This is a genomic window from Niabella hirudinis (assembly GCF_051201075.1).
GTDB lineage: Bacteria > Bacteroidota > Bacteroidia > Chitinophagales > Chitinophagaceae > Niabella > Niabella hirudinis.
Genome location: NZ_JBPEHJ010000002.1, coordinates 226947 through 249912 on the forward strand (window position 1 = coordinate 226947; position 22966 = coordinate 249912).

The 22966-nt window shown below is 47.7% G+C and carries 23 protein-coding genes; 14 read left to right on the plus strand and 9 right to left on the minus strand.

The genetic code is table 11. The features are described from left to right. Window positions 1-16: 16 nt before the first annotated feature. Window positions 17-664 (minus strand): ribulose-phosphate 3-epimerase, encoded by a 648-nt coding sequence (rpe, locus tag GGU45_RS04345; RefSeq protein WP_435222360.1) that lies wholly within the window; start codon window positions 662-664, stop codon window positions 17-19. 475 nt (window positions 665-1139) lie between these two features. Between rpe and GGU45_RS04350 the strand changes: the two genes are divergently transcribed. From GGU45_RS04350 to GGU45_RS04375, 6 genes are all read left to right on the plus strand, one after another. Further along, window positions 1140-2141: a PhoH family protein gene (locus tag GGU45_RS04350; protein ID WP_435222362.1), complete on the plus strand. Its 1002-nt coding sequence runs from the start codon at window positions 1140-1142 to the stop codon at window positions 2139-2141. 103 nt (window positions 2142-2244) lie between these two features. Continuing rightward, a complete protein-coding gene (locus GGU45_RS04355) occupies window positions 2245-2790 on the plus strand; it encodes a YiiX/YebB-like N1pC/P60 family cysteine hydrolase (protein WP_435222364.1) in 546 nt (181 codons plus the stop codon). A 47-nt stretch (window positions 2791-2837) separates the two neighbouring features. After that, window positions 2838-3488, plus strand: coding sequence for a DUF4878 domain-containing protein (locus GGU45_RS04360; protein ID WP_435222365.1), 651 nt, complete (start codon window positions 2838-2840; stop codon window positions 3486-3488). 25 nt (window positions 3489-3513) lie between these two features. Beyond that, window positions 3514-3924 carry a hypothetical protein gene (locus tag GGU45_RS04365; RefSeq protein ID WP_435222367.1) on the plus strand — a complete coding sequence of 137 codons (411 nt, stop codon included), beginning with the start codon at window positions 3514-3516 and terminating at the stop codon, window positions 3922-3924. 61 nt (window positions 3925-3985) lie between these two features. After that, window positions 3986-4534, plus strand: a complete 549-nt coding sequence (locus tag GGU45_RS04370) for an inorganic diphosphatase (RefSeq protein ID WP_435222369.1) — start codon at window positions 3986-3988, stop codon at window positions 4532-4534. A gap of 16 nt (window positions 4535-4550) precedes the next feature. Further along, window positions 4551-5204 (plus strand): hypothetical protein, encoded by a 654-nt coding sequence (locus GGU45_RS04375; RefSeq protein ID WP_435222370.1) that lies wholly within the window; start codon window positions 4551-4553, stop codon window positions 5202-5204. Here the strand turns inward: GGU45_RS04375 and GGU45_RS04380 are convergent. Then, a complete protein-coding gene (locus GGU45_RS04380; protein ID WP_435222371.1) occupies window positions 5185-5982 on the minus strand; it encodes a C40 family peptidase in 798 nt (265 codons plus the stop codon). The genes GGU45_RS04375 and GGU45_RS04380 overlap by 20 nt on opposite strands. Before the next feature lie 252 nt (window positions 5983-6234). On the opposite strand from GGU45_RS04380, the gene GGU45_RS04385 reads away from it, so the two are divergent. From GGU45_RS04385 to GGU45_RS04395, 3 genes are all read left to right on the plus strand, one after another. Further along, window positions 6235-6816, plus strand: coding sequence for an RNA polymerase sigma factor (locus tag GGU45_RS04385; protein ID WP_435222373.1), 582 nt, complete (start codon window positions 6235-6237; stop codon window positions 6814-6816). Continuing rightward, window positions 6809-7171, plus strand: a complete 363-nt coding sequence (locus GGU45_RS04390) for a hypothetical protein (RefSeq protein WP_435222375.1) — start codon at window positions 6809-6811, stop codon at window positions 7169-7171. Before GGU45_RS04385 ends, GGU45_RS04390 begins: the two co-directional genes overlap by 8 nt. Before the next feature lie 212 nt (window positions 7172-7383). Beyond that, window positions 7384-7854, plus strand: a complete 471-nt coding sequence (locus GGU45_RS04395; RefSeq protein ID WP_435222377.1) for a hypothetical protein — start codon at window positions 7384-7386, stop codon at window positions 7852-7854. Here GGU45_RS04395 and GGU45_RS04400 read toward each other — a convergent pair. After that, complete coding sequence (locus GGU45_RS04400; RefSeq protein WP_435222379.1) at window positions 7851-9230, minus strand: UDP-N-acetylmuramate--L-alanine ligase; 1380 nt, start codon at window positions 9228-9230, stop codon at window positions 7851-7853. The genes GGU45_RS04395 and GGU45_RS04400 overlap by 4 nt on opposite strands. 223 nt (window positions 9231-9453) lie before the next feature. Here GGU45_RS04400 and GGU45_RS04405 point away from each other — a divergent pair, with 223 nt between their 5' ends. After that, complete coding sequence (locus GGU45_RS04405; protein ID WP_435223120.1) at window positions 9454-9756, plus strand: lysozyme inhibitor LprI family protein; 303 nt, start codon at window positions 9454-9456, stop codon at window positions 9754-9756. A 103-nt stretch (window positions 9757-9859) separates the two neighbouring features. Here GGU45_RS04405 and GGU45_RS04410 read toward each other — a convergent pair whose 3' ends face one another. Then, the gene (locus GGU45_RS04410) at window positions 9860-10378 is read right to left on the minus strand and encodes a DUF1905 domain-containing protein (RefSeq protein WP_435222380.1); all 519 of its coding nucleotides are present in this window, start codon (window positions 10376-10378) and stop codon (window positions 9860-9862) included. 74 nt (window positions 10379-10452) lie between these two features. On the opposite strand from GGU45_RS04410, the gene GGU45_RS04415 reads away from it, so the two are divergent. The 4 genes from GGU45_RS04415 (at window position 10453) to GGU45_RS04430 (ending at window position 16110) form a co-directional block, all read left to right on the plus strand. Then, on the plus strand, window positions 10453-12042 hold the full coding sequence (locus GGU45_RS04415; protein WP_435222382.1) for an NAD(P)/FAD-dependent oxidoreductase: 1590 nt from the start codon (window positions 10453-10455) through the stop codon (window positions 12040-12042). Window positions 12043-12391: 349 nt separating this feature from the next. Next, window positions 12392-13684: a phosphopyruvate hydratase gene (gene eno / locus GGU45_RS04420; protein ID WP_435222384.1), complete on the plus strand. Its 1293-nt coding sequence runs from the start codon at window positions 12392-12394 to the stop codon at window positions 13682-13684. Window positions 13685-13797: 113 nt separating this feature from the next. After that, complete coding sequence (locus GGU45_RS04425; RefSeq protein WP_435222385.1) at window positions 13798-14181, plus strand: FtsB family cell division protein; 384 nt, start codon at window positions 13798-13800, stop codon at window positions 14179-14181. A 201-nt stretch (window positions 14182-14382) separates the two neighbouring features. Further along, entirely contained in the window at window positions 14383-16110 is a 1728-nt protein-coding gene (locus GGU45_RS04430; RefSeq protein ID WP_435222386.1) for a tetratricopeptide repeat protein, read from the plus strand. A 234-nt stretch (window positions 16111-16344) separates the two neighbouring features. On the opposite strand, the gene GGU45_RS04435 is transcribed toward GGU45_RS04430, so the two are convergent. The 5 genes from GGU45_RS04435 to GGU45_RS04455 form a co-directional block, all read right to left on the minus strand. Further along, window positions 16345-17130, minus strand: a complete 786-nt coding sequence (locus tag GGU45_RS04435) for a phosphatase PAP2 family protein (protein ID WP_435222388.1) — start codon at window positions 17128-17130, stop codon at window positions 16345-16347. Window positions 17131-17287: 157 nt separating this feature from the next. Next, window positions 17288-18037, minus strand: a complete 750-nt coding sequence (locus GGU45_RS04440) for an MBL fold metallo-hydrolase (RefSeq protein WP_435222389.1) — start codon at window positions 18035-18037, stop codon at window positions 17288-17290. A gap of 45 nt (window positions 18038-18082) precedes the next feature. Further along, window positions 18083-19144, minus strand: a complete 1062-nt coding sequence (locus GGU45_RS04445) for an adenylate/guanylate cyclase domain-containing protein (RefSeq protein ID WP_435222391.1) — start codon at window positions 19142-19144, stop codon at window positions 18083-18085. A gap of 35 nt (window positions 19145-19179) precedes the next feature. Next, window positions 19180-20349 carry a hypothetical protein gene (locus GGU45_RS04450; protein ID WP_435222393.1) on the minus strand — a complete coding sequence of 390 codons (1170 nt, stop codon included), beginning with the start codon at window positions 20347-20349 and terminating at the stop codon, window positions 19180-19182. 246 nt (window positions 20350-20595) lie between these two features. After that, window positions 20596-22953, minus strand: coding sequence for a 3-hydroxyacyl-CoA dehydrogenase/enoyl-CoA hydratase family protein (locus tag GGU45_RS04455; protein ID WP_435222395.1), 2358 nt, complete (start codon window positions 22951-22953; stop codon window positions 20596-20598). Between the last annotated feature and the right edge of the window lie 13 nt (window positions 22954-22966).

Below are 22966 nucleotides of genomic sequence, written 5' to 3' on the forward strand. Positions count from 1 at the left end.
TGGTGACAGCCTCTTTTTATGCCTTCTTCAGCAAGCGGATAGCTTCGAGGGGGTCCTTTGCGCCAAATACTGTGCTTCCGGCCACCAGCACATCGGCTCCTGCCCCGGTAATTTCCGCCGCATTATCAAGTGTGACCCCGCCATCGATATTGATGAGCGCATGGGAACCTTTTTCCGCAATCAGTTTTTTTATTTCCCTTATTTTATTCAGGATATTCGGGATAAATTTTTGCCCTCCAAAACCCGGGTTTACGCTCATCACCAAAACAATATCCACATCTGCAATAATATCGCTCAGCAGGCTGGCAGGATTATGTGGGTTAATGGCCACACCGGCTTTTAGCCCCATTGCTTTTATCTGCTGAATATCCTGATGCAGGCGCGGGCAGGTTTCAATATGGATATTGATATGATCGGCTCCCGCATTCTTAAACTGCTCAAAATAGCGGGAGGGCTCTTCAATCATCAGATGCACATCACAAACCTTTTTGGTCACTTTTTTTACAAATTCAATGACCATGGGTCCAAAGCTGATATTGGGTACAAACTGCCCGTCCATAACATCCAGGTGCAGCCAGTCGGCCGCGCTCTCATTGACCATCTCCACCTCAGTTTGCAAATGAAGAAAATCAGCCGCTAATAAAGAAGGCGCAACAATTGCCATATACAAAAATTTGAGAGCAAAATAACATTATTTATCGGTAGTTAGGAATCCGGATTTGAGATTCGGTACCAAGCGGATGCTTTCTGTTAATTTGAAAATGTGCTAATTTGAAATTGTGGAAATGAGAGCCGGGTATTGACGATATTAATTTGAAGATTTGAGAATATGAAAATGTGTAAATGAGAACCGGGTATTGACGAAATTTTCGCACCTTAATGGTTTTGTCGAAATCAGAAATCAGAAAATTCAGAGTCTCCTATGTTTGCCGCTGAAGCACTGAAACACAGAATGCTTTAAGTTGCTCCCTCAGATGGCGCCAATTTCTACGCAGATCACTGTTCCCTTTTCTGTGTTTCAGCGTCTCAGTGGCATCAACCATCAAAATACACACCCTGTGCATAAAATAAATTGACTACTTTACGAAGTGTTGTATAAATTTGAGAAGAACGATTTTTAACTAAAAAAACGGAAAACATTGACAGAAACAATCATTAACCTGGAAACAGTAAATCCTATTGATTTTTTTGGGGTCAATAACGGTAAACTGGATATCCTGAAGAAGAAATTTCCACTCCTTAAAATACTTTCCCGCGGCACCCAGATCAAACTTAGCGGCGCACCCGAACAGATTGCAGAAGCCAAGGAGAAGATCAACCTGATCGTTTCCTATATTGAACGCAACGGCCATCTGAGCGAAAACTATTTTGACCAGATCCTGGGCGGTGATGATATGGAGACCATCGATCATTTCCAGGAACGCAATCCCAACGAAGTTCTGGTATTTGGTCCCAATGGCAAGTCGGTGCGCGCACGAACGGCCAACCAGAAAAAGCTGGTACAGGAGGCCGAAAAGAATGACATCCTTTTTGCCATCGGGCCAGCGGGTACCGGTAAAACCTACACTGCTGTGGCCCTGGCCGTAAGGGCTCTGAAGAACAAGCAGGTAAAAAAAATCATCCTCACCAGGCCTGCAGTAGAGGCCGGTGAAAGCCTCGGATTTTTACCGGGCGACCTTAAAGAAAAGATCGATCCTTATTTAAGGCCGCTTTATGACGCCCTGGATGACATGATTCCGGCAGACAAGCTCGGCTACTATATGACCACCCGGACAATTGAGATTGCTCCGCTGGCTTATATGCGCGGACGTACGCTGGACAATGCCTTCATCATCCTCGATGAAGCGCAGAATGCCACCGACCTGCAATTAAAAATGTTTTTAACGCGGATCGGCGCCAATGCCAAGGCCATCATTACGGGCGATATGACGCAGGTAGATTTGCCCCGCAACCAAAAAAGCGGCTTGCAGACGGCCGTAAGGATCCTGCAAAACATCCCCGGAATCAGTCATATTGAACTGGACGAAGAGGATGTGGTACGGCACCGACTGGTAAAAGCCATCATTAAAGCGTATCATAAAGAGCATGAAGAACTGGAACAACGCTTTCCAAAGGAATATCATCCGAAATCACAGGGGTAGCATATTCCATTTTACCTTTAAAGGGTGGCCCTGGGGCCGCCTTTTTCTTTTATTGTTCATTGCCGGTTGTCAGCCCGTCAAACCTGCAAACCCTGCTGTATCTTTGCAATTGGACAGCCTGAAACCACTTTTAAGATCCGGCGACATTATTCTCCGGAATGGCACCGATGCCACCAGCCAGGCCACACGGAGGTTTAACCGCAAAGACACGTCGTTCTCACACTGCGGCATTATCGCCGTGGAAGCAGATACTATATGGGTTTACCATGCCATTGGCGGCAGCTATAATCCCTCACAATTCTTAAAAAAAGAGCTCCTCGACCGGTTTTCAGATCCTGCAGAAAATGACCGTATCGCCGTTTACCGCTACCGGCTCACCAGCAAAGAGCAGGCCCGGTTAATGACCATTGTGCAGGAATCCTACAAAAACAAGCTCCCTTTTGATCTCTTTTTCAATTTTGAAACAGACGACCGTATGTACTGCTCAGAGTTTGTATTTAAAAGCATGGATAAAAGTATGAATGGCCGCCTCTCCCCCACCATCGGGCAACATCCGGGCCCCGTTTACGTGTCTATTGACGATCTTTTTCTGACCCCTTATACAACGCTTGTAAAAAAGATTGAGTACCTGATTCCGGCTACCCGGTGAAACCCCTCGCTTATTGTGCCTACATTTGCATTCTAAAACCATTTTACATGATAAAAAAAACAATTCAATTGCTGCCATTTGTCCTCCTGCTGGTGGCAGGCATTATGAGCTGCCAATCGGGTAACGATCCCAAAGCGGTGCTTATTAGTTTTTTTGAAAAGCTGGCAAAAAAAGACATCGATGGCGCCGCCAAACTGGCCACAAAAGACAGTAAATCCACGCTGGATATGATCAAAAAAGGGATGGATATGGCCCAGAAAATGGACACTTCTGCCCTAAAAAATGACCCCACCAAAGAATTCCGGGACGTTGAATTTGGCGTACCCCGCATCTCGGGCGACACCGCCTATATCAAAGTTAGCAGCAAAAGCAATAAACAGGAACCTTCAGAAATTGCCCTTGTTAAAGAAAACGGCCAATGGAAGGTAGATTTTTCAATGGCGTCCCTGATGAAAATGGGGGCCGACAAAATGAAGGAAAATGAAGGAATGGAGCACCCGGATGTTTCGCCCGAGCAAATAGAGCGGGCACAGCAAATGACGGACAGCATGCTCAAAAACGCGGACCCAAAAAAACTGAAAGAGTTACAGGAAATGATGAATTCTGAACAAGCACAAAAAACGGCAGACAGCCTCCTGAAACAGATTGATCCCCAAAAAGTAGAGGAACTGCGAAAAAGCCTCGAAAAGGCAAAATAAGCGATAAGTTGTTTATATTGCAGGAATGAAAAGATCTGGTTATTACTTTTTGTTCCTGCTTTTTTTATTGCCGGCCTGTTTGCCTGATAAGGCAGACAAAGATGAACCCGGCGATTCGGATATCGATGCTGCAAGAAATTTTATACAAGCCGCCCTCAGGGGTAACTTTAAAAGTGCGGCAAACTATATGCTCCATGATTCAGCCAATGACGAGCGCCTGGATGCTGTGGCCCGTATGCCACGCAGTCCTGACGAAAAACAGGGGCTCTGGGATGCCTCTATCAACATCCACGAACGCAAGCTGCTCAATGACTCGGTAAGCATCATTGCCTATTCCAACTCTTATTATAAAAACAACCGCGATACACTTAAAGTGGTAAAAAAGGACGGAGCCTGGCTGGTAGATTTCAAATACCTGTTTGACACCCATAAATAAAACGCTGCTGATAAGGAGCCCGATAGAGAAACCTATTACTTTTAAAAAATTAATGAATACGATGGCAACAATTACACACCCATGGCACGGCGTTAGTTATGGAGCAGGAGCCCCCGAAATTGTAAATACAATTATTGAAATACCCGAAGGATCGCGCGCCAAATATGAAATCGACAAGGAAACCGGGCTATTAAAGCTGGACCGGGTCATCTATTCCTCCTTTCACTACCCCGTTAACTACGGATTTATTCCAAAAACGCTGGGGCAGGATCATGACCCCCTGGATATACTGGTGCTTTGTTCCCAGCCCATCCGTTCCCTATGCCTGGTAAGAGCCAAGGTTATCGGCAATATGCAAATGATCGACAGCGGCGAGCGGGATGATAAAATCATTGCCGTAGCCATCGATGACCCATCGGTGAACCATTACGAAAACATCGATGAACTGCCCCACCATTTTTTGTTGGAAATGCGCAATTTCTTTGAACAATACAAAGTGCTCGAAAGCAAAAAAGTAGAGATCGATACCTTCCAGGATAAGGAAACCGCTTTATCCATTATATCCGAAGCTATCGACTATTACAAAAAGAAATTTAAAGACATGGCTTAAAAGCTGCTGTTTAGGCATGAGATACCTGCTCATATTTCTATTTCTTTCAGGGCCGGCAAATCGCGCTGCCGCCCAGGAAGATTTTTATACGGTGGTGAAGGATTACTTCCGGGTAAACCCCTTTGCCGGGCAATTCTCAGCCTTTATAAACGCTGTTAAAACCGACCCCGGGTTAATCATTACCCGAAGTGCCGACAAAACCGACACCAGCCTGTTTACCATAGAAGGCGAATACCGGTCTTTTAACCCTTTCAGTATCCGGGCCAACAAAGTGGAGATGGCACTTGGCGAAAAGCAGCGGGTATATGGCGCCCGGCGGCAGGTAGCAGACACCATCATACTCTACCAGATAACCGGCTTTTTCGACAGCACTGCACAAACAGTAAAAGCGCTCAAAAAAGAATATAAACGCATCAATAACAAAATAAAAAGAGGGCTCGCCGTACAAAGCGAAGTCCCGCTAACCGGAATCAACGGCATCCGGGAAGGGGCCATTACCAATCATGCAAGACACGAGCGCCTGAGCGCCCCCATTTCCGTGGTATGGTTTATACGGGAAGATGGCAAGCTGGGGCTGCTGGTTGCCCTTCGCATGAAATATGCCAATAACCGGGCCATTCCAAGCGGACTGCTAACAGAATACTATTACCTCAATCGCGTGCTCCGGTAGCCGTGAGCTGCGGCATCCGTTTAATGAGCTTGAGCCGGTGTGTACGCTTGCCCGTATCGCCATTAACGATTCCCTTTTTATCGATGGTATCTATACGCACACAGCCCGAAGCATGAATAATCTGATCGGGTCCAAGCAGGATTCCTACATGCACGATCTCCTCCTGATCATCAAAAAAAGCAAGGTCGCCGGGTTGGGCATCCTGCAGGTTTTTGATCACCGCTCCATGCTGGGCCTGCTGCCAGGCATCCCGCAGCAGCGGAATCCCCGCCATTTTAAATATGGTTTGTGCAAAACCACTGCAATCAACGCCCAGTATGGTTTTGCCACCCCACAAATAAGGCGCATTGAGCCATTGCCGGGCATATTGTTCAATGGCCGCCCGGATTGCCGCCGGTTCCCCAATGTCTTCCGCCAGGGTACCGGTATAGTGGTACTCCCGGCCTCCCGTCACCATTACACCATTTTCTGCCGGCCAAATAAAAGAGCCCATAGGTATATGCATGGGCAGGCCATCTACCAGCAGGGTATTTAATAATGCCCCTGCCAGCTCCGGACGGGCATTTTTTGGAGTTTCTTTACCCTCTTCCAGGATCATGTGCCGGGTAACCCATCCCTTGTAACCATCGTACAGACTTTTTACTTTATACCAGCCCTTTTTTTTAACCGAAAGGATGGTCACTTTTTCTCCAAACAACAGCTGGTTAACCATTTCATATTTATGATGCGGTTTTTTTCGAACCGGTACCGCCGGCATCACCGCCATTCCCTGCTTCATAGCCATACTTTAAAAAAGAATAAAGATAATACCCCTGCGGGGAATGAAAAATGAGAAATGTAAAATATTAAATGCAGAAGTCAAAGATATCATTTCCTAAGGCCGGGGACCCGTTCTCTAACAACGACTCAACATTTTTATATTCCCTGCAGGGGCTATGGAATCCTTAGTGTTTTGCGTCTTAAATCAAAACGTTTTCAAACTTTTTAAGAAAGTTCAAACGGATCTATAGTTTTAAATATCTTTATTTGTGTGAACAACGGCCGTCATGACCATATCGATGACCAGGAATTACTCCGGCGCTACCTGCAGGAACAGGATCGTTTATGGCTGGGCATTCTTCTGGAACGCTATACGCTCCTGCTTTTTGGGGTGTGTATGAAGTACCTGAAAGATGAAACACAGGCGCAGGATGCCGTTCAGCAGGTGTTCCTGAAAGTAATCCAGGAAGTACACAAGTACCGGATCGATTATTTTAAATCCTGGTTGTACACAGTAGCAAAAAATCATTGTCTTACGGTGCTGCGCGATAAAAAGCGGGCAATACCGGTGGAGTTAACAGATCACAGTCCCATTGCTGCCGTACAGGAAGAAGCGGAACCGGAGGAGGAAGCGGTAAGCCCCGAACTTTTAAAAGATGCGCTGGATGCATTGAGCGCGGAGCAACGGCAATCTGTAATTTTGTTTTATCTGCAGAAAAAAAGTTACCAGGAAATCAGCGCATCAGAAGGCTATAGCCTGTTGCAGGTAAAAAGCTATATCCAGAACGGGAAAAGAAATCTCAAATTGCTGATTCAGAAAATGCTTAAAAAAGCAAAAAACGAGAATGGCTGAAGATTTAAAAGACATATTATCCCATTTAAATAAAGAGGTAAGCCAGGAAACCCTGCTTCGGTATCTCCGGCAGCAACTGGATAAAGATACCGCGCATGAAGTAGAACGTAAATTATTGGAAGATCCTTTTTATAATGATGCACTGGAAGGCTTACAGGATATGGAGCATCCGGACCGTCTGATGCTGATTGCAGAAGCCCTGAACCGGGATCTGAAAAAACGCACCGAAAAGAAAAGAAAGGAGCGCAGCAAACATCATTTAAAGCCCCAGTGGTGGCTCTATTTTTCCGTACTTATACTCCTGCTGCTGATGGTATTGGTATTCCTGCTGCTTCACGGCAGGATGGCTCCTTAACAGCTTCTCAAAAAAACTTCACCCCGTGAAAACCCAGCCCATCCAACTAAAAATATGAAAATCAACAAATTAGAAGATTTCTATTTACATTGTGCATCAATTGTGCAAAAAACAACCCCTGGATTAAGTTTATATTAAGTTTACATTAATTCTTTATGAACGATACCGGATCCCCGCCGGTGCGTGTACCTTTGCAAAATAAATTTTTTGTTATGCAATGGAAGACTATTACATCCAGCATTGGCAACACCGCGTTTGGATTGTGGTACAATGGTCAAAAAATGCTAACCCTCGCATACAAACCGAAGTCCGATTCGGTTTATCTGGAATCAAAAGACGGGGAAAAGCGGCTGTTTCATTATAAAAAGAAAGGCCTTTTTAAAAACAAACAGGTATTAGAAAATGAGTATGGTGCGGAACTCGGAAAAATTACCCGTGAAGGGCGCCAGCAATACATTGAGGTGGACGACAAACGCTTTTACCTGAATTTCAAAAACGACAATAACAACCTTATTGAAATTATTGATGAGGCTGGTCAAAATCCGGTGGCTGTTTGCTCAGTTGAAGGCGACAACCCCAATGATGCCACCAACTATAGCCTGCTGATGGTTATGTGCTTTTATCTTTTTCAACCAAAGAATTACAGCCAGGTTCTTACAGCTACAGCAGGGGCAGCCATCTAAAGCGCGCGATAGATCTCCCGGGCAAACTGCTCCAGCGAGGGATCCCGCGCACCCATCAACAGCAGGGTAACACCGGCTTGCAGATGGGCTTTCACCTCTTTAAGTAATTGCCCCCTGTCTTCCACAAAATAGGCATTCTTACCCAGGGCCCTCAGATCATTGACGAGGTCGCCGGCCGAGATATCTTTTGTAGTGGTTCCTCCTGCATAAAATATCTCGCTCATCCAGATCTCATCCTGCAGTCTTAAGGCCTTGCCAATCTCTTCTACAAATTCTTTACGCAAAAACTTGGTAGGTGTATACCCGTGCGGCTGAAACCAGGCGATCACTTTTTCAGACACTGGCTGACAGGAACGGATGGCGGCTGCGCATTTCACAGGGTTGTGAGCAAAATCGTCCACTACCCAAACTCCGTTCTTTTCTCCCAGCACCTGGCTCCTGCGGTAAATGCCTTCATAATTTGCTAAAGCAACAGCAGCATCTTCCAGCGAAGCACCTGCAACGGCTGCAGCAGCTGCAGCAGCCACGGCATTCTCCATATTATGTTGCCCCAGTATCCGGATCCCAAAGGGCTGACCATTTATTTTAAATGCAATGTGGAACCCGTTCTGCACAAATTCCGTAGCCTGGAACCCCGCACCCGCACAGGCTCCGTCCACACAAAAATCATACGCCGGGTTAACGGATAATCCGGCCGAATGTGTGTTGGAACGGTTCACACAAAACAGCCTGCTGTTGTTCCGGAAAGTTTCAAATACCCGCATCAGTTCATCCAGCTCTTTATGATCCTTTTCAATATTCAGCAGCACACCGATTTCGGGCCTGTATTGCACAATAGAACCATCGCTTTCATCCGCTTCAATCACCAGCCATTCACCGGAGCCAACAAAAGCATTGCCGATCTTTCCTTTTTTGATGAGGCTTACCAGGCCTGCCCCGCTGATCACGGAAGGATGCATACCCGCCTGCTGCAGGATGTCGAACAACATACCGGTAGTGGTACTTTTACCACTGGTACCGCCAATGGCGATGGTTTTTTTGCTGGCGGCTATGAGGGCCAGCAATTCAGAGCGGCGGATAACCGGGATATTCAGCTCCCTTGCCCGCTTTATTTCACCAACAGTTTCCTCAATGGCCGTGGATGCCACTACCAGGTCTGTTCCCGGTGTGATCCCCTCCCCGTTTTGTAAAAAACACCGGATCCCCTCCGCTTCCAGTTTTTCTTTAATGTCGCCGGCCTTTCCCTCATTAAAAAAACGGTCACTTCCGGAAACATTTTTCCCGGTACCCTGTAAATACTGCGCAATGGCACTCATGCCGGCACCGGCAATACCAATAAAAAAAGGGTTGTTGATTTTTTGCAAATCAATATTCATGTTGTTTGGCTTAGTTGGTACAAATGTCGGTAAAGCAGGTGTTCTGACAAAAGAGAATTATCGGGGCCGGTTGTCAAATTTATACAAGCACATTCCAAATTCTCATTATGATTTCAACCGCTGGGAACGCAAGGGTTTCGCTCAGTTCGCAAGGAAATTCAACAGCAGGACTCACCATTGCGATCGTTGCGGATCCATCGCGCACTTTGCGTTAAAATAAAGAATAAAAAAAGCGGATAGCATGGTGGAAGCGCTATTTAACCAGATCATAAAAGAGTATAGCGGAGATCCGGACTTTGTGCAGCAAATAACAAAGTCGCAGCACCTATGGCTCGAAATGCGGGCGGCCGATTTAAATACCATCTTCATCAGTAAAGAACGGACGGCATACGGCGGCGCAGCAACTGCCTGCAAGTGCGATATGCTGGCAGATGCAGCCAGGGAACGGATCAGATTTTTGAGCGGATGGACGGATGGTATTCCGGAAGGCGATGTTTGTATTGGATCAAGAAAGATAAAACGATAATATTTTGATCAGGAGGATACTTCTGTCAAATGACTTAGCGAACCTGGCGAAACCTTAGCGGGCCTTACGGTTAAGATTCTGCAGGAAATAAAAGCCAATATGATCATTGCTCCTTAAAATACCGCATCATCAGCCCATAATCCCATTTACGCTGTAAGCTATAAATACATCTTGCTATGCGGGTTGCTTTTGTGGCATCCGTTTTTGCGGCATCCACCCATTTGCTGAAATAATTCTGGCGCGATGGCGGCAGGGACCGGAGATAAGCAAGCGCCTCCGGCTCTTCGGCCAAACAGTCCAGCAGGTCTTTATTAAGCTCATATCTTTGGGTGTCCAATTGTAACTGCAGTTCAACCATTGCTCCTTCTTTTTTACGAATACCCTTTCGCATGGCAGCATTTACCGGCAGGATAAACATACCGTTCCCCACGGGCAGCAGCGAAGCTCCGGCGATCTTATGATCGTCGATAGCACCCTTTACATGAAAGGTTTTTTTATTGCCCGGCAACAATTCCTGCGCAAGATCGGCCGGCACCTCAATATAGGTCCAGCCGGTTTTATCCCCATTTTCCGCAAACTTCAGCAACCGCGCGGTTAAAGAAACAGCAACCTGCTTTTTCATAGGCATAAAGTTCCGGCATCTGCCGTAAAAATTTCATTTCTTTGTAAAAATTTTCCGGATAAAAATCGGACATTATGCAGCAGACCATCACCCTTCGCGTTCAGCCCGAAGAGGCCGGGGACGCAGAACGGCTTCAACCCCATATCGCCCGGGCCCTGGGTACAAACCCCGGTTCCATTTCGGGTTATACCATTTTAAAAAGTTCTATTGATGCCCGGGGGCGCCAGCCCATGATCCAATTACAATTACTGGTTTATGTAAACGAGCCGGCAAAGGAGCGCAAACGGATCCTACCGGCTTATAAAGACGTGCACACCGCCGCTAAAAAAGTGATCATTGTAGGAGCTGGCCCCGCCGGGCTTTTTGCCGCCTTGCAGCTCATCGAAAAAGGCGTCCGCCCCATCCTGCTGGAGCGTGGCAAAGATGTACGCACCCGCAGGCGCGACCTGGCAGCCATCAATAAACAGGGCGTTATGAACCCGGAAAGTAATTATTGTTTCGGGGAAGGCGGAGCGGGTACTTACAGTGACGGAAAACTGTATACGCGCAGCAATAAACGGGGTGATATCAACAAAATACTAAACACTTTTGTACGCTTTGGTGCCGAGGAAAAAATATTATACCAGGCGCATCCGCATATTGGCACCAATAAACTGCCGCAGATCATTACCGCCATGCGCGAGCAGATCCTTGCAAGCGGGGGCGCCGTTCATTTTAATAAAAAAGTAACCGGATTTATCACTGATAAAAACGGGCTTAAAGGTGTAACCACCGCCGATGGTGATGCTTTTACAGCCGCTGCCGTTATACTGGCAACAGGCCATTCGGCCCGCGATATTTTTCACCTGCTGCACAATGAAGGGTTGCTGATTGAGGCCAAACCCTTTGCCCTGGGAGTACGGGCCGAGCATCCGCAAACCCTGATCGATCAGGCGCAGTACAAATGCGCATCCCGCGGTGAATGGCTTCCCCCCGCTTCCTATAGCCTGGTACAGCAGGTGGGCGATCGCGGCGTGTTCTCCTTCTGTATGTGCCCCGGCGGCATCATTGCCCCGGCAGCAACCGGCCAGGGGGAGATTGTAGTTAACGGATGGTCGCCCTCCAAACGCAATAATCCCTATGCCAACTCCGGCATTGTGGTACAGGTAGCCGAAAAAGATGTGCATGCAGTTCCCGCATTTAAAAAAGAATATGGCGCAACCCTCAACAGCCCCCTGTTCCTTCTTTATTTTCAGCAATGGGTAGAGCAGCTTGCCTTTAATGCCGGCGGCGGCAAGCTGGTGGCACCTGCCCAGCGGATGGTGGACTTTTGCGAGGGCAGGCAGTCCCGCTCGCTTCCGGATTGTTCCTATTTGCCCGGAATTCATTCTGCGCCCCTATGGGAGGTATTGCCGCCATTTGCAACCACCGCCCTGCAAAAGGGTTTTCAACATTTTGGTAATAAAATAAAGGGCTACTACTCCAATGACGCGGTAATTGTAGCCACGGAGTCCCGCACTTCCTCACCGGTACGGATCCCCCGAAACAAGGAAACCCTGGAGCATCCCCAGCTTAACAATCTTTATCCCTGCGGTGAGGGGGCCGGCTATGCAGGTGGCATTGTAAGCGCCGCAATGGACGGCGAGCGGGTTGCGGACAGCATTTGTTCCAGGTTCAAGGTTTAAAGTTCCAGCTTGGATCCTGTTTCATTCTCGCAGATCCATTGATTGCCAAATCTTCAAATTGCGGAATTATAGATTTGTCCTTTTGTATTGAGTATTAGGACGGAATCCAACCTGAAACCAGGAACATGAAACATGGAACTTGAAACAGCGTTCAACTTCCAGTTATCAGCATTGCGCATCAAGTATAAAAACAGGATCTAACGTTGAACCTTGAACTTTAAACCTTGAACTGATCTGCCCCCGAACCTGGCCCCTGAAACAAATTTTCCCCATAGTGTTTCCTGTACGCAAACGATTCGTTAACTTGCGCCCACAAATCAAATTTTAAAAAATTTTTCAATTTTTTCCAATGAGTTACATTTCAGAGGTATTTGCAAGACAAATTTTGGACAGCCGCGGTAATCCGACTATCGAGGTGGATGTACTAACCGATGAAGGCGCCCTGGGCCGCGCCGCTGTTCCAAGCGGAGCCAGCACCGGCATCCACGAAGCCGTGGAACTACGCGATGGCGACAAGAAAAAATACCTGGGAAAAGGAACATTAAAAGCCGTTAAAAACGTAAATAATACCATTGCCCCCACATTGCTGGGCTATGATGTAGCGGACCAAACCGGTATTGATCAGCTGATGATTGAACTGGATGGTACGCCCAATAAAGGAAAACTAGGCGCCAACGCCCTGCTGGCGGTAAGTATGGCTGCTGCCAAAGCTGCTGCCGAAGAAGCCGGCCTGCCTCTGTACCGTTATGTAGGTGGCACCAATGCCAAAACCCTGCCCATCCCCATGATGAACATCCTCAATGGTGGTGCACATGCGGATAACAAGATCGACTTCCAGGAGTTTATGGTAATGCCCATCGGCGCTTCTACTTTCAGCGAAGGACTGCGCTGGGGTGTGGAGATTTTCCACGCACTGAAATCAGTTCTGAAGAAAAAAGGCTTCAGCACCAATGTGGGTGATGAAGGTGGCTTTGCCCCCAATATCCAAAGCAATGAAGAAGCTATCGAAACCGTACTGGCAGCTATCAACGCCGCAGGTTACAAAGCCGGCTCACAGATCGTAATTGCCATGGATGCCGCCAACAGCGAACTCTGGGATGCCAAAAAGAAAAAATACGTATTCCATAAAAGCAGCGGCAAAGCTGTAAGCAGCGATGAGCTCGTAAAATTTTGGGAAAGCTGGGTAAAGCAATACCCTATTGCCAGCATTGAAGATGGCATGGCTGAAGACGACTGGAAAGGATGGGCAGCCCTTACACAAGCGGTGGGCGACAAATGCCAGCTGGTAGGCGATGATCTGTTTGTAACCAACGTAACCCGCTTACAGCAGGGCATCGACAAAAGCATTGCCAACGGCCTGCTGGTAAAAGTAAACCAGATCGGTACCATTACCGAAACCATCAACGCGGTAACCCTGGCACAGCACAACGGATATAACACTATTATGAGCCACAGAAGCGGTGAAACTGAAGATACGACCATCGCCGACCTGGCGGTAGCGCTGAATTGCGGACAGATCAAAACCGGTTCTGCAAGCCGTACGGACCGGATCGCAAAATACAACCAGCTGATCCGCATCGAAGAACAACTGGGCGAAAGCGCGGTTTATCCAAGAGGAAGTATTAAATTTGGTAAGAAATAGAATTGTCAGATCATGCTTATGGCCCCCGGCCTTGTGTCACACCCTTAAACAGTGTGCAGCTATCTGCTGGTTTTCATTAGCATATTTTCAAATTTTCAAATTACCACATTTCCATGGAAGAATTTGTTGACTTTGTCCCGGAAAAGGAACCCGTGCAGGAAGCTACCCCGCAAAAGCCCCGTAAGGCGCTGGGTAAAATTTCCCGGTTCCTGACCAATAAATTTTTTCTGGCTACGGTTGGTTTTTTTGTGATCATGCTCTTCCTCGACAAGAATGACCTGTTCTCCATTATAGAGCGCCGCAAGGAGCTTAACGACCTGGAGCTAAGCAAGGATCACTACAACAAAGAACTGATTGAGCTGCGCAAGATCAGGACCGACCTGGAAACAGATCCCGCTATTATCGAAAAACTGGCCCGGGAGAAGTACCTGATGAAGCGGAGCAACGAGGATATTTTTCTTACAGAAGATCAAACCAAATTAAAACAGGCTGAATAATCTTTCAGACTTTATATAAACACCCGGAGCCTCAACTCCGGGTGTTTTTTTATGGAGTTACGTTACCCAACAACCCCTCGCCATTTTTGGCTACCTGCAATCTTTCCCCGTTTTGTAACTTTACTTGCAAGCAGTATGTACACCAGCTTGCAGTTGTACCCGTGCCTTGCCATTATTTTTTAAGCCTACAAAATTATCAGCATGAATTATCCTGTTTTTCTATTTGCCATACTACTATTGTTGATTGCAGGTTGCAAAGAACCCGGGAAAAAAGCGGATACTACCACCGTTACCCCGGAGAAAGAGCGGATCGGGTGTGCACCAGCTACCACGGATAAGGCATGGTATACGGCAGGCACCAAAGCGCCCCTGTTTAAGGGATTGGAGGGCATCCGGTTCAAGATCTCCACATCCAGCAAAGAGGCCCAGGACTACTTCAACCAGGGTATGATGCTGGCTTACGGGTTCAACCATGCAGAAGCTGCCCGTTCTTTTTTTGAGGCAGCAAGACTTGATTCTAATTGTGCTATGGCCTACTGGGGTTTTGCCTATGTATTGGGGCCCAACTATAATGCCGGAATGGAAGACGACAACTATCAGCGGGCCTACGAGGCAGCTCAAAAAGCAATTTCACTAGCCCCTGGTTGTACACCAAAAGAGCAGGCCCTCATCCGGGCCCTGAGCCACCGGTACACGGAACAGGCGCCTAAAGAGCGAGGGCACCTCGACAGTGCCTTTTCCGCGGCCATGAAGAACGTTTATAACGCCTACTCCAACGATCCGGATATTGGCGCGCTTTACGTCGAGTCGCTGATGGACCTGCACCCATGGGACCTGTACGATAAAAAAACAGGAATGCCCCGGCCCTGGACCCCGGAGATCGTAACCATACTGGAAAAACTGATACAGCAATATCCCAAACATCCCGGAGCGCCCCATTTTTACATCCATGCTGTGGAAGCTTCAAAAACACCCGAAAGAGGATTGGCACAAGCCGGCCTCCTGATGCAACTGGTACCCGGCTCCGGCCATTTACTGCACATGCCTTCCCACATCTACATCCGAACGGGCAACTACCACCTGGGCTCACTGGCCAATCTCAATGCTGTAAAAATGGACAGTGCATATATAACCGCCTGCCATGCCCAGGGAGCCTACCCGCTGTCCTATTATCCCCATAACTATCATTACCTGGCTGCTACCGCTACTTTTGAGGGCAACTCCAAACTAGCCTGGATGGCCGCCAAAAAAGTACAGGAAAAAACAGCCCGGGATATTATGACACAGCCCGGCTGGGGCACGCTGCAGCACTATTATACGATCCCTTATTTTGTGGCGGTCAAATTTGGATTATGGGATAGCATCCTGGCTATCCGGCAACCGGTAAAGGAGCTTGTATACCCCTGCGCCGTACTGCATTATGCCAGGGGCATGGCACTCCTTGGAAAAAACAATATCGCAGGTGCCGGGCAGGAACTTACTCAGCTGAACACGCTTATTACCAACCCGGCATTGAAAGATATGACCATCTGGGATATTAACCCTGTTACCGACATTCTGCAGATTGCGGCACAGGTACTCACTGCAGAAATATACCGGAATAAAAAGGATTACAACAAGGCTATCATTTCCTTTAATAAAGCCGTTGCGATCGAAGATGACCTCAATTATAATGAGCCTCCCGATTGGTTTTTTTCTGTGCGGCACCATTTAGGAGCAACACTGCTGCAGGCCGGAAAATACAGCCAGGCAGAAACTACATACCGCGAGGACCTGGAAACCTGGAAGGAAAACGGATGGGCATTGGCGGGATTGCAACAGGCATTGCAAAAGCAGGGAAAAGCACAGGATGCACAGCTCGCGGGTCAGCGGCTGGCCAGGGCATGGCAGTATGCCGATTTTGACCTGGCGGCATCATTCAACCCTTAGCCGGCCTCTGTTTCGGGTTTCATGTTTCACGCTTAATATTGGATCCGTTTTCATCTTCAATGGATTGTCAACTACCCCTATTTTATCGTTGGACGTTCGGAGTTTTATGTCAGAACAGGCCTTACAGATGGTGCTCCATTGACCATTGACTATTCACAATTTCAGTTTGATGTTGGATGTTAGACCATTAACCGAACCTCTCTATCGTAGTAAGTTTGCCGGAAATCAGACAAATTACCGCCACACTACCTGCAGCGCGCTGCGCTTTTTTACCCGGTTATTTTTAAATACCGAACGGGTTACAAAATACCCCAGACTGGCACCAACCCATACATCGCTGGACCAATGCCGGTTGTGATAGATGCGTGAAACACCGGTAAGCCCGGCAATACTATAAGCCACCCAGGGAATCCACCGGTATTGTTTGCCATAGGCTTCGGAAACGGCTGTGGCCAATGTCATTACCGTTAAGGTATGGCCGGAGGGAAATGAGGTATGATAGCGATCGCCTGAAAAGGGCGGATAAAAATCCAGGCTATTATCGGTATAAGCAGGCCGGTTACGCCGGATCACCGATTTTGTAAGCAAATACAGGGAAGTTGAAATAGCATAGGACTTAAAAGTAAGCAACGCTGTATTCTTTAATCCCGGGTTCTTTATGGCAGCCCCGGCTACATACATTCCAGCCATGATGTAGGGGGAATAGCGGTTCCCGAAAGGCTCCACGATATTGGCCACCCTGCCGGTAAACGGGTTTTGATTTCGCTGAGCAATCCGTTTGATCCCTTTATCAGCCAGCAACAGCGCCCCGGTTGTTCCCATTACAATACCCAGGGTTCTGAAATCGCGTCCCTGCCAGTAAGCCGGCCGGGTAACCACATACTGCGCGTCTGAAAAGATACTTTTTAAAAAAGTGCCATTCAGCTTGTATTGGACCAGACTGTCGCTCTCCGGGGTTCCGGCACCTGCCGGCGCTGCTGCCGCATTATCAGCACTATCTGCAGGGGAAATCGCTACCACAGCCTGTGCTCCACACCGGGCCGCCAACGCCAGAAAAAGCCAACAGCAGAAAAAGTACTTTACAGCTTGCAGATAAAATTCCTTTCTTACAAAAATAGGGGAATGAGGCCTGTTATACGATGAGTACCAATAACGGTGCGGCACAGCCGGGGAACGTTTACCCCAAAAGCGGCCAGCGTTTCAGGTGGAGCACTTCCTTCCGGAATCGCGCAATTTCATCTGCAACATTGATAACCAATGGCTCCCTGTGCCCGGGACAAATGCCCTTAATACTCCTTCCGGATAATAGCTTAATAATGGATGCCCGTGCGCGCTCCTTATCCGGCGTAACAGGCCCCGCCATTAAACGCAGTCTTTGACGGATAACCGCCAGCGCATCACCGGCAAAAAGGAATCCGGAACTGTGGTCATAGATCGCAATATGCCCATTTGTATGCCCGGGTGTTTTTATGATCTCCAGGTCATCCAGGATCCTGTCGCCATCTGCTACAAAATGATCGATCTTCACTCGTTTTGGCACCACATCCCCGATCAGCCCTTTAAATAAAACCAGGATGCCTCTCTCGGGTATGAAATCCGCAAGCCTTCTGAACCCGGAGCCAGGCTCTTTCTGAAAATAACCCGCTTCATCTACATGACAAAACGTTTGGCAACCCGAAAGTTCCTTTAGTGCTGCCGTACCGGCAGAATGATCATTGTGCCAATGCGTTAAAACAATTGCTGTAATGCACTGTACAGAAATCCCCACCTGCTCCAGCGCGCTCCGGATATCAGAGGCATCCGATCGCATCCCTGCGTCAATCAGGATCGTATCTGCTCCTCTTTTTAAAATATACGTGCAGTTATAATAGGATGGTGTATACACCCAAAAAATATCCTTATGGATCTCCTTTACGATAACACTCATAAGATTAAATTAAAAATAACGCGGGGTCAACAAAACAGCTCCGGACTACTCAAATTCCAGTGAGAACAATCGCTCCTTCTCTGCCCTGCCCTTCAGTTCCATTTCACCGATCCCTGTTATCTTATAGGCAAAGGGTTGATGAAAATCATTCATAAAACCCCCTGATAAAATAAAAGATTGCTGCAGCTCATGGCACTTTCCCCGAAGCCGCGCGGCAGTATTGAGTGTATCGCCGCTGTAAACAAGGTCTTTTTTTACAATGCCCACCAACCCTGACGTTACTTCCCCGCTGTGGATCCCCGCTTTAAATGTGGGTGCCGCTGTATATTGCCGGGTGTAATATCGTTCTCTCCGTTTTAAAATGTAGAAGGTCTGCCGGATAAACCGCAATGCGTAGATCTTGTTTTCCGGGGACTCCTTCCATGAAAGAACCACCTCATCGCCCACATACTGGTAAATTTCCCCGCCATTGGCCAGCACCGGGTTGGTAATATCCGAAAAAAAATCTTTGAGTAGCAAAAAATACCGTTCATGCCCGATCCTCTCTGCAATGGTGGTAGCATTATTAATATCCAGGAAAATAAAGATCCGGCGTTCCTTCCTGGGCCGGTGATATTCGCCCCGCATCATACTCCAGAACCCACCGGGTCCGTATTTATCGGTAACTTCCAGCAACACCAGCGAAATGAGGGTTAGCAGCCCAAGGTCTGCCATCAGGATCAAAAACCCCTTTGTAAAAAAAACATCCCTGAAAAACCGGGTAGCAAACTGCGGCAGGCTTCCGTGATAACCGAAAACAAAATAGGCGGCCAGCATGGAAAAAGCCACCAGCACAAACAATCCAAAAGCCAGGGCCAGTTTCAGCAGGAATGCCAGCCATAACGGATACTTCCGGAAAGCCGCCTTTAAATAGAAGGTCAGCGCCGAAGCGATCACCAGCCCCATTACCGCAAACGTAAAACAGAAAATAGCGGGAGACCGGTTACTCAGCAATTGCTTTTCTATTTCCAGGATATTGAACAAAAAGAGAAATCCAAACAGGATCCAGATCATCGAAAGGGTCAACAGCATCTTCAGCCGGAAGTATAGGATACGTTTGGAAAGCATGATCGTTACGGCCTGTTAAATACGCCTATACAAAATTAAGGCGAAACAAGATGCAACGCCCCTCCTGTATGATCAGTCCCTCCTTCACTTAATTTCTTTGCCGCCTCCACGATAACCTGTTTCAGATCTTTATTGATACCGGTCAGCGATGGCAAGCCATCCTTCATTTTGCTGCAGGGCAGTGCGAGGAATCGCTTCCATCCCTCCAGCCCGTTCTTTTCATAGATCAGTTTTGCAAGGATACCACCGGTTGCATACAACCGCGATACATCATCATCTGTACGCACATCCTTAAACAACAGATCATCTACAGGTATATCGGGATATTTCAAAAGATACCGGTAAAGTGACCGGACTGTTTCTTTAAAGGATTTTGGATCGCTTCCGCCAAAATACGTAGCGATCCCCTCGGAGGCAATGGTGCAGGCGGCACTGCTGCCCTCGAGCTCCGGAATATAAAAATGAGCGATCTCGTGCGGATAATATTCCGCATTCCGGGCCGAATACAGCCCGTTGCCAATGCGCATTCCTCCCGTCCTGGATAAAAACATTTCATACCGGAAATCATAACCCATCAGGTTGAACATCTGTACCGGATCCTTACAGGAATAATAAATGATTTTTTTAGGAGGCACCTTAAAAAACGTCGCAATGCTGTCATTGTATCGATTACAGGCTGTTGCCTGCTGCAGATCAAACGCGTCCTTACTTTCTTTATAAAACAGGATGCTACCGATTTTCTGTTTGTACCAGTCACGGATAAAATAATTGGTATACCGCTCAAATGTAAATGCATCATTGCCTTTATGGTAGTTGGCAATCAGATTGAGGACCCAGCCCATATTCCCTTTTAAAGAATCCGCTGCTGGCAAAAAGGCCATTTTTACCAGATATTTCTGCTGTGGCATAACGTCGATGGCGCCCAGAAAAACGGGCGTCAGAAAACTTACTCCTTTTCCATTGTACCCATACGTTCCAAGATCGAAGGGATAGCCGAAAAGTTTCAGATCGTCCCTATCCCAGTATTTACCGCATCGTTGCTCATCCCACCCGTAAGTAAAAAAAGAATCCAGGGTCCGGATCAACAGGTCTTTTTTATAAAGCGGATTGATATTGTATTGATCCGAAAGATTAACGGTTAGCCGCTGGGCATTCACAAAATAAGTGAAGCTCAAAAGAAACAATAGCAGAAGTGGGCGATTCATAAACTAAATATATTCAAAAACGAGCAATCTTAAAAGATAACGAAAATCGCTGCCTTTGTTGGTGTTGCGTGCAGAACTGCGCGGTGGCCCTACACCAACAAAGTCTCCCACCTGCAGCAACACCGCTACTAGATACCAAACAGACCGTTCATAAATGATATTTATCCTGCTGCACAAGCGAGCGTGGCAAGGATGCTGATAGAAGCACACCGGATGACCCAGTAATAAACCGTTATATTATGGTTCTTAATTCCGCACCGGCTTCCCTGTTTTGATCACACTTTGCAAGCGCTCCAGCGTTTTACGTTCACCACAAAGCGATAAAAAATTTTGCCGCTCCAGGTCCAGCAGGTATTGTTCAGAAACCAGTGTAGGCTCACTCAGGTCGCCACCACACATCACATAAGCCAGTTTTTTAGCTACGAGGGCATCGTGATCCGTGGCATAGTTTCCTTTCTGCATGCCGTTAATGCCCGCCAGCAACGCACCCAGCGCACTGCGGCCCAGCACTTTGATATCTGTTCTGGGAACCGGCGCCACGTAGCCACTGTCGTATAACTCAATTACACTTCGCTTTGCTTCTGCAATACGGCGGTTCTGGTTGGCAACCACCTCATCAAGCCCCCTCCGGTAGATACCCAGTTCAAGGGCTTCCGCTGCCGAAGTGCCCACTTTTGCCGTAGCGATGGTCAGAAACCGATTTTGTAATGGAATATTTTCCGGCTCCCCATTCTGTACCTCATCCGCAGCCCGCAATGTAAACTCCTTGGTTCCGCCGCCTCCCGGAATAAGGCCTACCCCCAGTTCCACCAGCCCGGTATAGGTTTCCGCTGCTGCACATACCTTATCTGCATGCAAGCTCAGTTCGCAACCTCCACCCAGGGCCAGGCCGTGCGGGGCCAGAACCACAGGTACTGAAGCATAACGCACACGCATGGAAGTATTCTGGAAGAGACGCACCGCCATATCCAGTTCATCGTACTCCTGCTCTATCGCCAGCATAAAGATCAGCCCCACATTAGCCCCTGCCGAAAAATTGGCGCCCTCATTGGCAATCACGAGGCCTTTAAAATCCTGTTCCGCTTTTTCAACAGCGGTCTGGATGCCACCCAGCACATCTCCGCCGATGGTTCCCATTTTGGTATTCCATTGCAGGGCCAGCACATCATCGCCAATATCATACAACCGGCAACTGCTGTTTTTCCATACGGTCTTGTCGCTATAATTACTTAAAATAATAAATGCATCGCTTCCGGGTAATAATTTATAGGTTTTGGTTGCAGGATCATACGCCTTACGCTTTCCATTTTCAATGGAATAAAACGTCTGGTTGCCCGCTGCCAGCATCTCTTCCACCCAGGCGGCCACAGTAAAACCCGCTGCCTTCATAGCCTCCACGGTTTTGGCTACGCCCACTGCGTCCCAGCTTTCAAAAGGACCGATCTCCCAGCCAAAACCGGCTTTCATCGCATCATCAATGCGATACAGCTCATCAGCGATCTCCGGTATGCGGTGACTTACATACGCAAACAACCGGTAATGAAATTGCCGGTAAAATTCACCCGCCTTATCCTGGCCGGTCATCAGCATCTTCAATTTTGCAGGCAATGTTTCAATCAGCTTTGCCGTTTCAAGACTTGCATACTTTGACTTTACCCGGGGGCCATATTCAAAGGTCTTCAGATCGAGTACCAGGATCTCGGAAGCACCCTTATCATTCTTTATCTTCTTAAAAAAGCCCTGGCCGGTCTTATCTCCCAGCCATTTGTTTGCAACTATTTTATCCAGCCATGCGGGAATCACAAACAGCTGTTTTGCCTCATCCTCCGGGCAATTCTCAAACACGCCATTGGCCACTTTTACCAGGGTGTCGATCCCCACTACATCTGCGGTACGGAAAGTAGCAGATTTGGGCCTCCCGATCATGGGGCCCGTCAGTGCTTCGATCTCATCAATGCCCAGTCCCAACTGGTCCATCAATGAAAAGATGGCCATGATACTGAATACGCCCACCCGGTTGGCAATAAAAGCCGGCGTATCCTTGCAAAGCACTGTTGTTTTCCCCAGTATATGATCGCCAAACTCCATCAGGTAATCAATAACCGCCGGATCCGTATCCGGAGTAGGAGTGATTTCCAGCAGCCGCAGATAACGGGGGGGATTGAAAAAATGCGTCCCGCAGAAGTGTTTCTTAAAATCTTCACTTCGCCCCTGGCTCATCAGGTGGATGGGTATGCCGGAGGTATTTGAAGTAACAAGAGTACCGGGCTTCCTGTATTGCTCTACCTTTTCAAATAATTGTTGCTTGATGTCCAACCGCTCCACCACCACTTCAATTACCCAATCGCAGGATGCGATCTTCCTGAGGTCATCATCAAAATTACCGGTGGTAATCTTCTTTACCACGTCTTTAGTATACACCGGGGAAGGGCTGCTCTTAACGGCCGTTGTCAACGCCTCTTTTACGATTTTATTCCTGTCGGGTCCCTCTGCCGCTATATCCAGCAACAATACAGGAATGCCTACCCCTGCAAAATGACAGGCGATCCTCGACCCCATAACCCCGCTTCCCAAAACAGCAACTTTCTTTATGATCCTTTTCATGCCTAAGATATTT

Coding starts and splice junctions, on each gene's coding strand:
- rpe (WP_435222360.1), bottom strand. CDS start 664: ATGGCAATTGTTGCGCCTTCTTTATTAGCGGCTGATTTTCTTCATTTG.
- GGU45_RS04360 (WP_435222365.1), top strand. CDS start 2,838: ATGATAAAAAAAACAATTCAATTGCTGCCATTTGTCCTCCTGCTGGTG.
- GGU45_RS04365 (WP_435222367.1), top strand. CDS start 3,514: ATGAAAAGATCTGGTTATTACTTTTTGTTCCTGCTTTTTTTATTGCCG.
- GGU45_RS04370 (WP_435222369.1), top strand. CDS start 3,986: ATGGCAACAATTACACACCCATGGCACGGCGTTAGTTATGGAGCAGGA.
- GGU45_RS04375 (WP_435222370.1), top strand. CDS start 4,551: ATGAGATACCTGCTCATATTTCTATTTCTTTCAGGGCCGGCAAATCGC.
- GGU45_RS04380 (WP_435222371.1), bottom strand. CDS start 5,982: ATGAAGCAGGGAATGGCGGTGATGCCGGCGGTACCGGTTCGAAAAAAA.
- GGU45_RS04390 (WP_435222375.1), top strand. CDS start 6,809: ATGGCTGAAGATTTAAAAGACATATTATCCCATTTAAATAAAGAGGTA.
- GGU45_RS04395 (WP_435222377.1), top strand. CDS start 7,384: ATGCAATGGAAGACTATTACATCCAGCATTGGCAACACCGCGTTTGGA.
- GGU45_RS04400 (WP_435222379.1), bottom strand. CDS start 9,230: ATGAATATTGATTTGCAAAAAATCAACAACCCTTTTTTTATTGGTATT.
- GGU45_RS04410 (WP_435222380.1), bottom strand. CDS start 10,378: ATGAAAAAGCAGGTTGCTGTTTCTTTAACCGCGCGGTTGCTGAAGTTT.
- GGU45_RS04415 (WP_435222382.1), top strand. CDS start 10,453: ATGCAGCAGACCATCACCCTTCGCGTTCAGCCCGAAGAGGCCGGGGAC.
- eno (WP_435222384.1), top strand. CDS start 12,392: ATGAGTTACATTTCAGAGGTATTTGCAAGACAAATTTTGGACAGCCGC.
- GGU45_RS04425 (WP_435222385.1), top strand. CDS start 13,798: ATGGAAGAATTTGTTGACTTTGTCCCGGAAAAGGAACCCGTGCAGGAA.
- GGU45_RS04430 (WP_435222386.1), top strand. CDS start 14,383: ATGAATTATCCTGTTTTTCTATTTGCCATACTACTATTGTTGATTGCA.
- GGU45_RS04440 (WP_435222389.1), bottom strand. CDS start 18,037: ATGAGTGTTATCGTAAAGGAGATCCATAAGGATATTTTTTGGGTGTAT.
- GGU45_RS04445 (WP_435222391.1), bottom strand. CDS start 19,144: ATGCTTTCCAAACGTATCCTATACTTCCGGCTGAAGATGCTGTTGACC.
- GGU45_RS04450 (WP_435222393.1), bottom strand. CDS start 20,349: ATGAATCGCCCACTTCTGCTATTGTTTCTTTTGAGCTTCACTTATTTT.
- GGU45_RS04455 (WP_435222395.1), bottom strand. CDS start 22,953: ATGAAAAGGATCATAAAGAAAGTTGCTGTTTTGGGAAGCGGGGTTATG.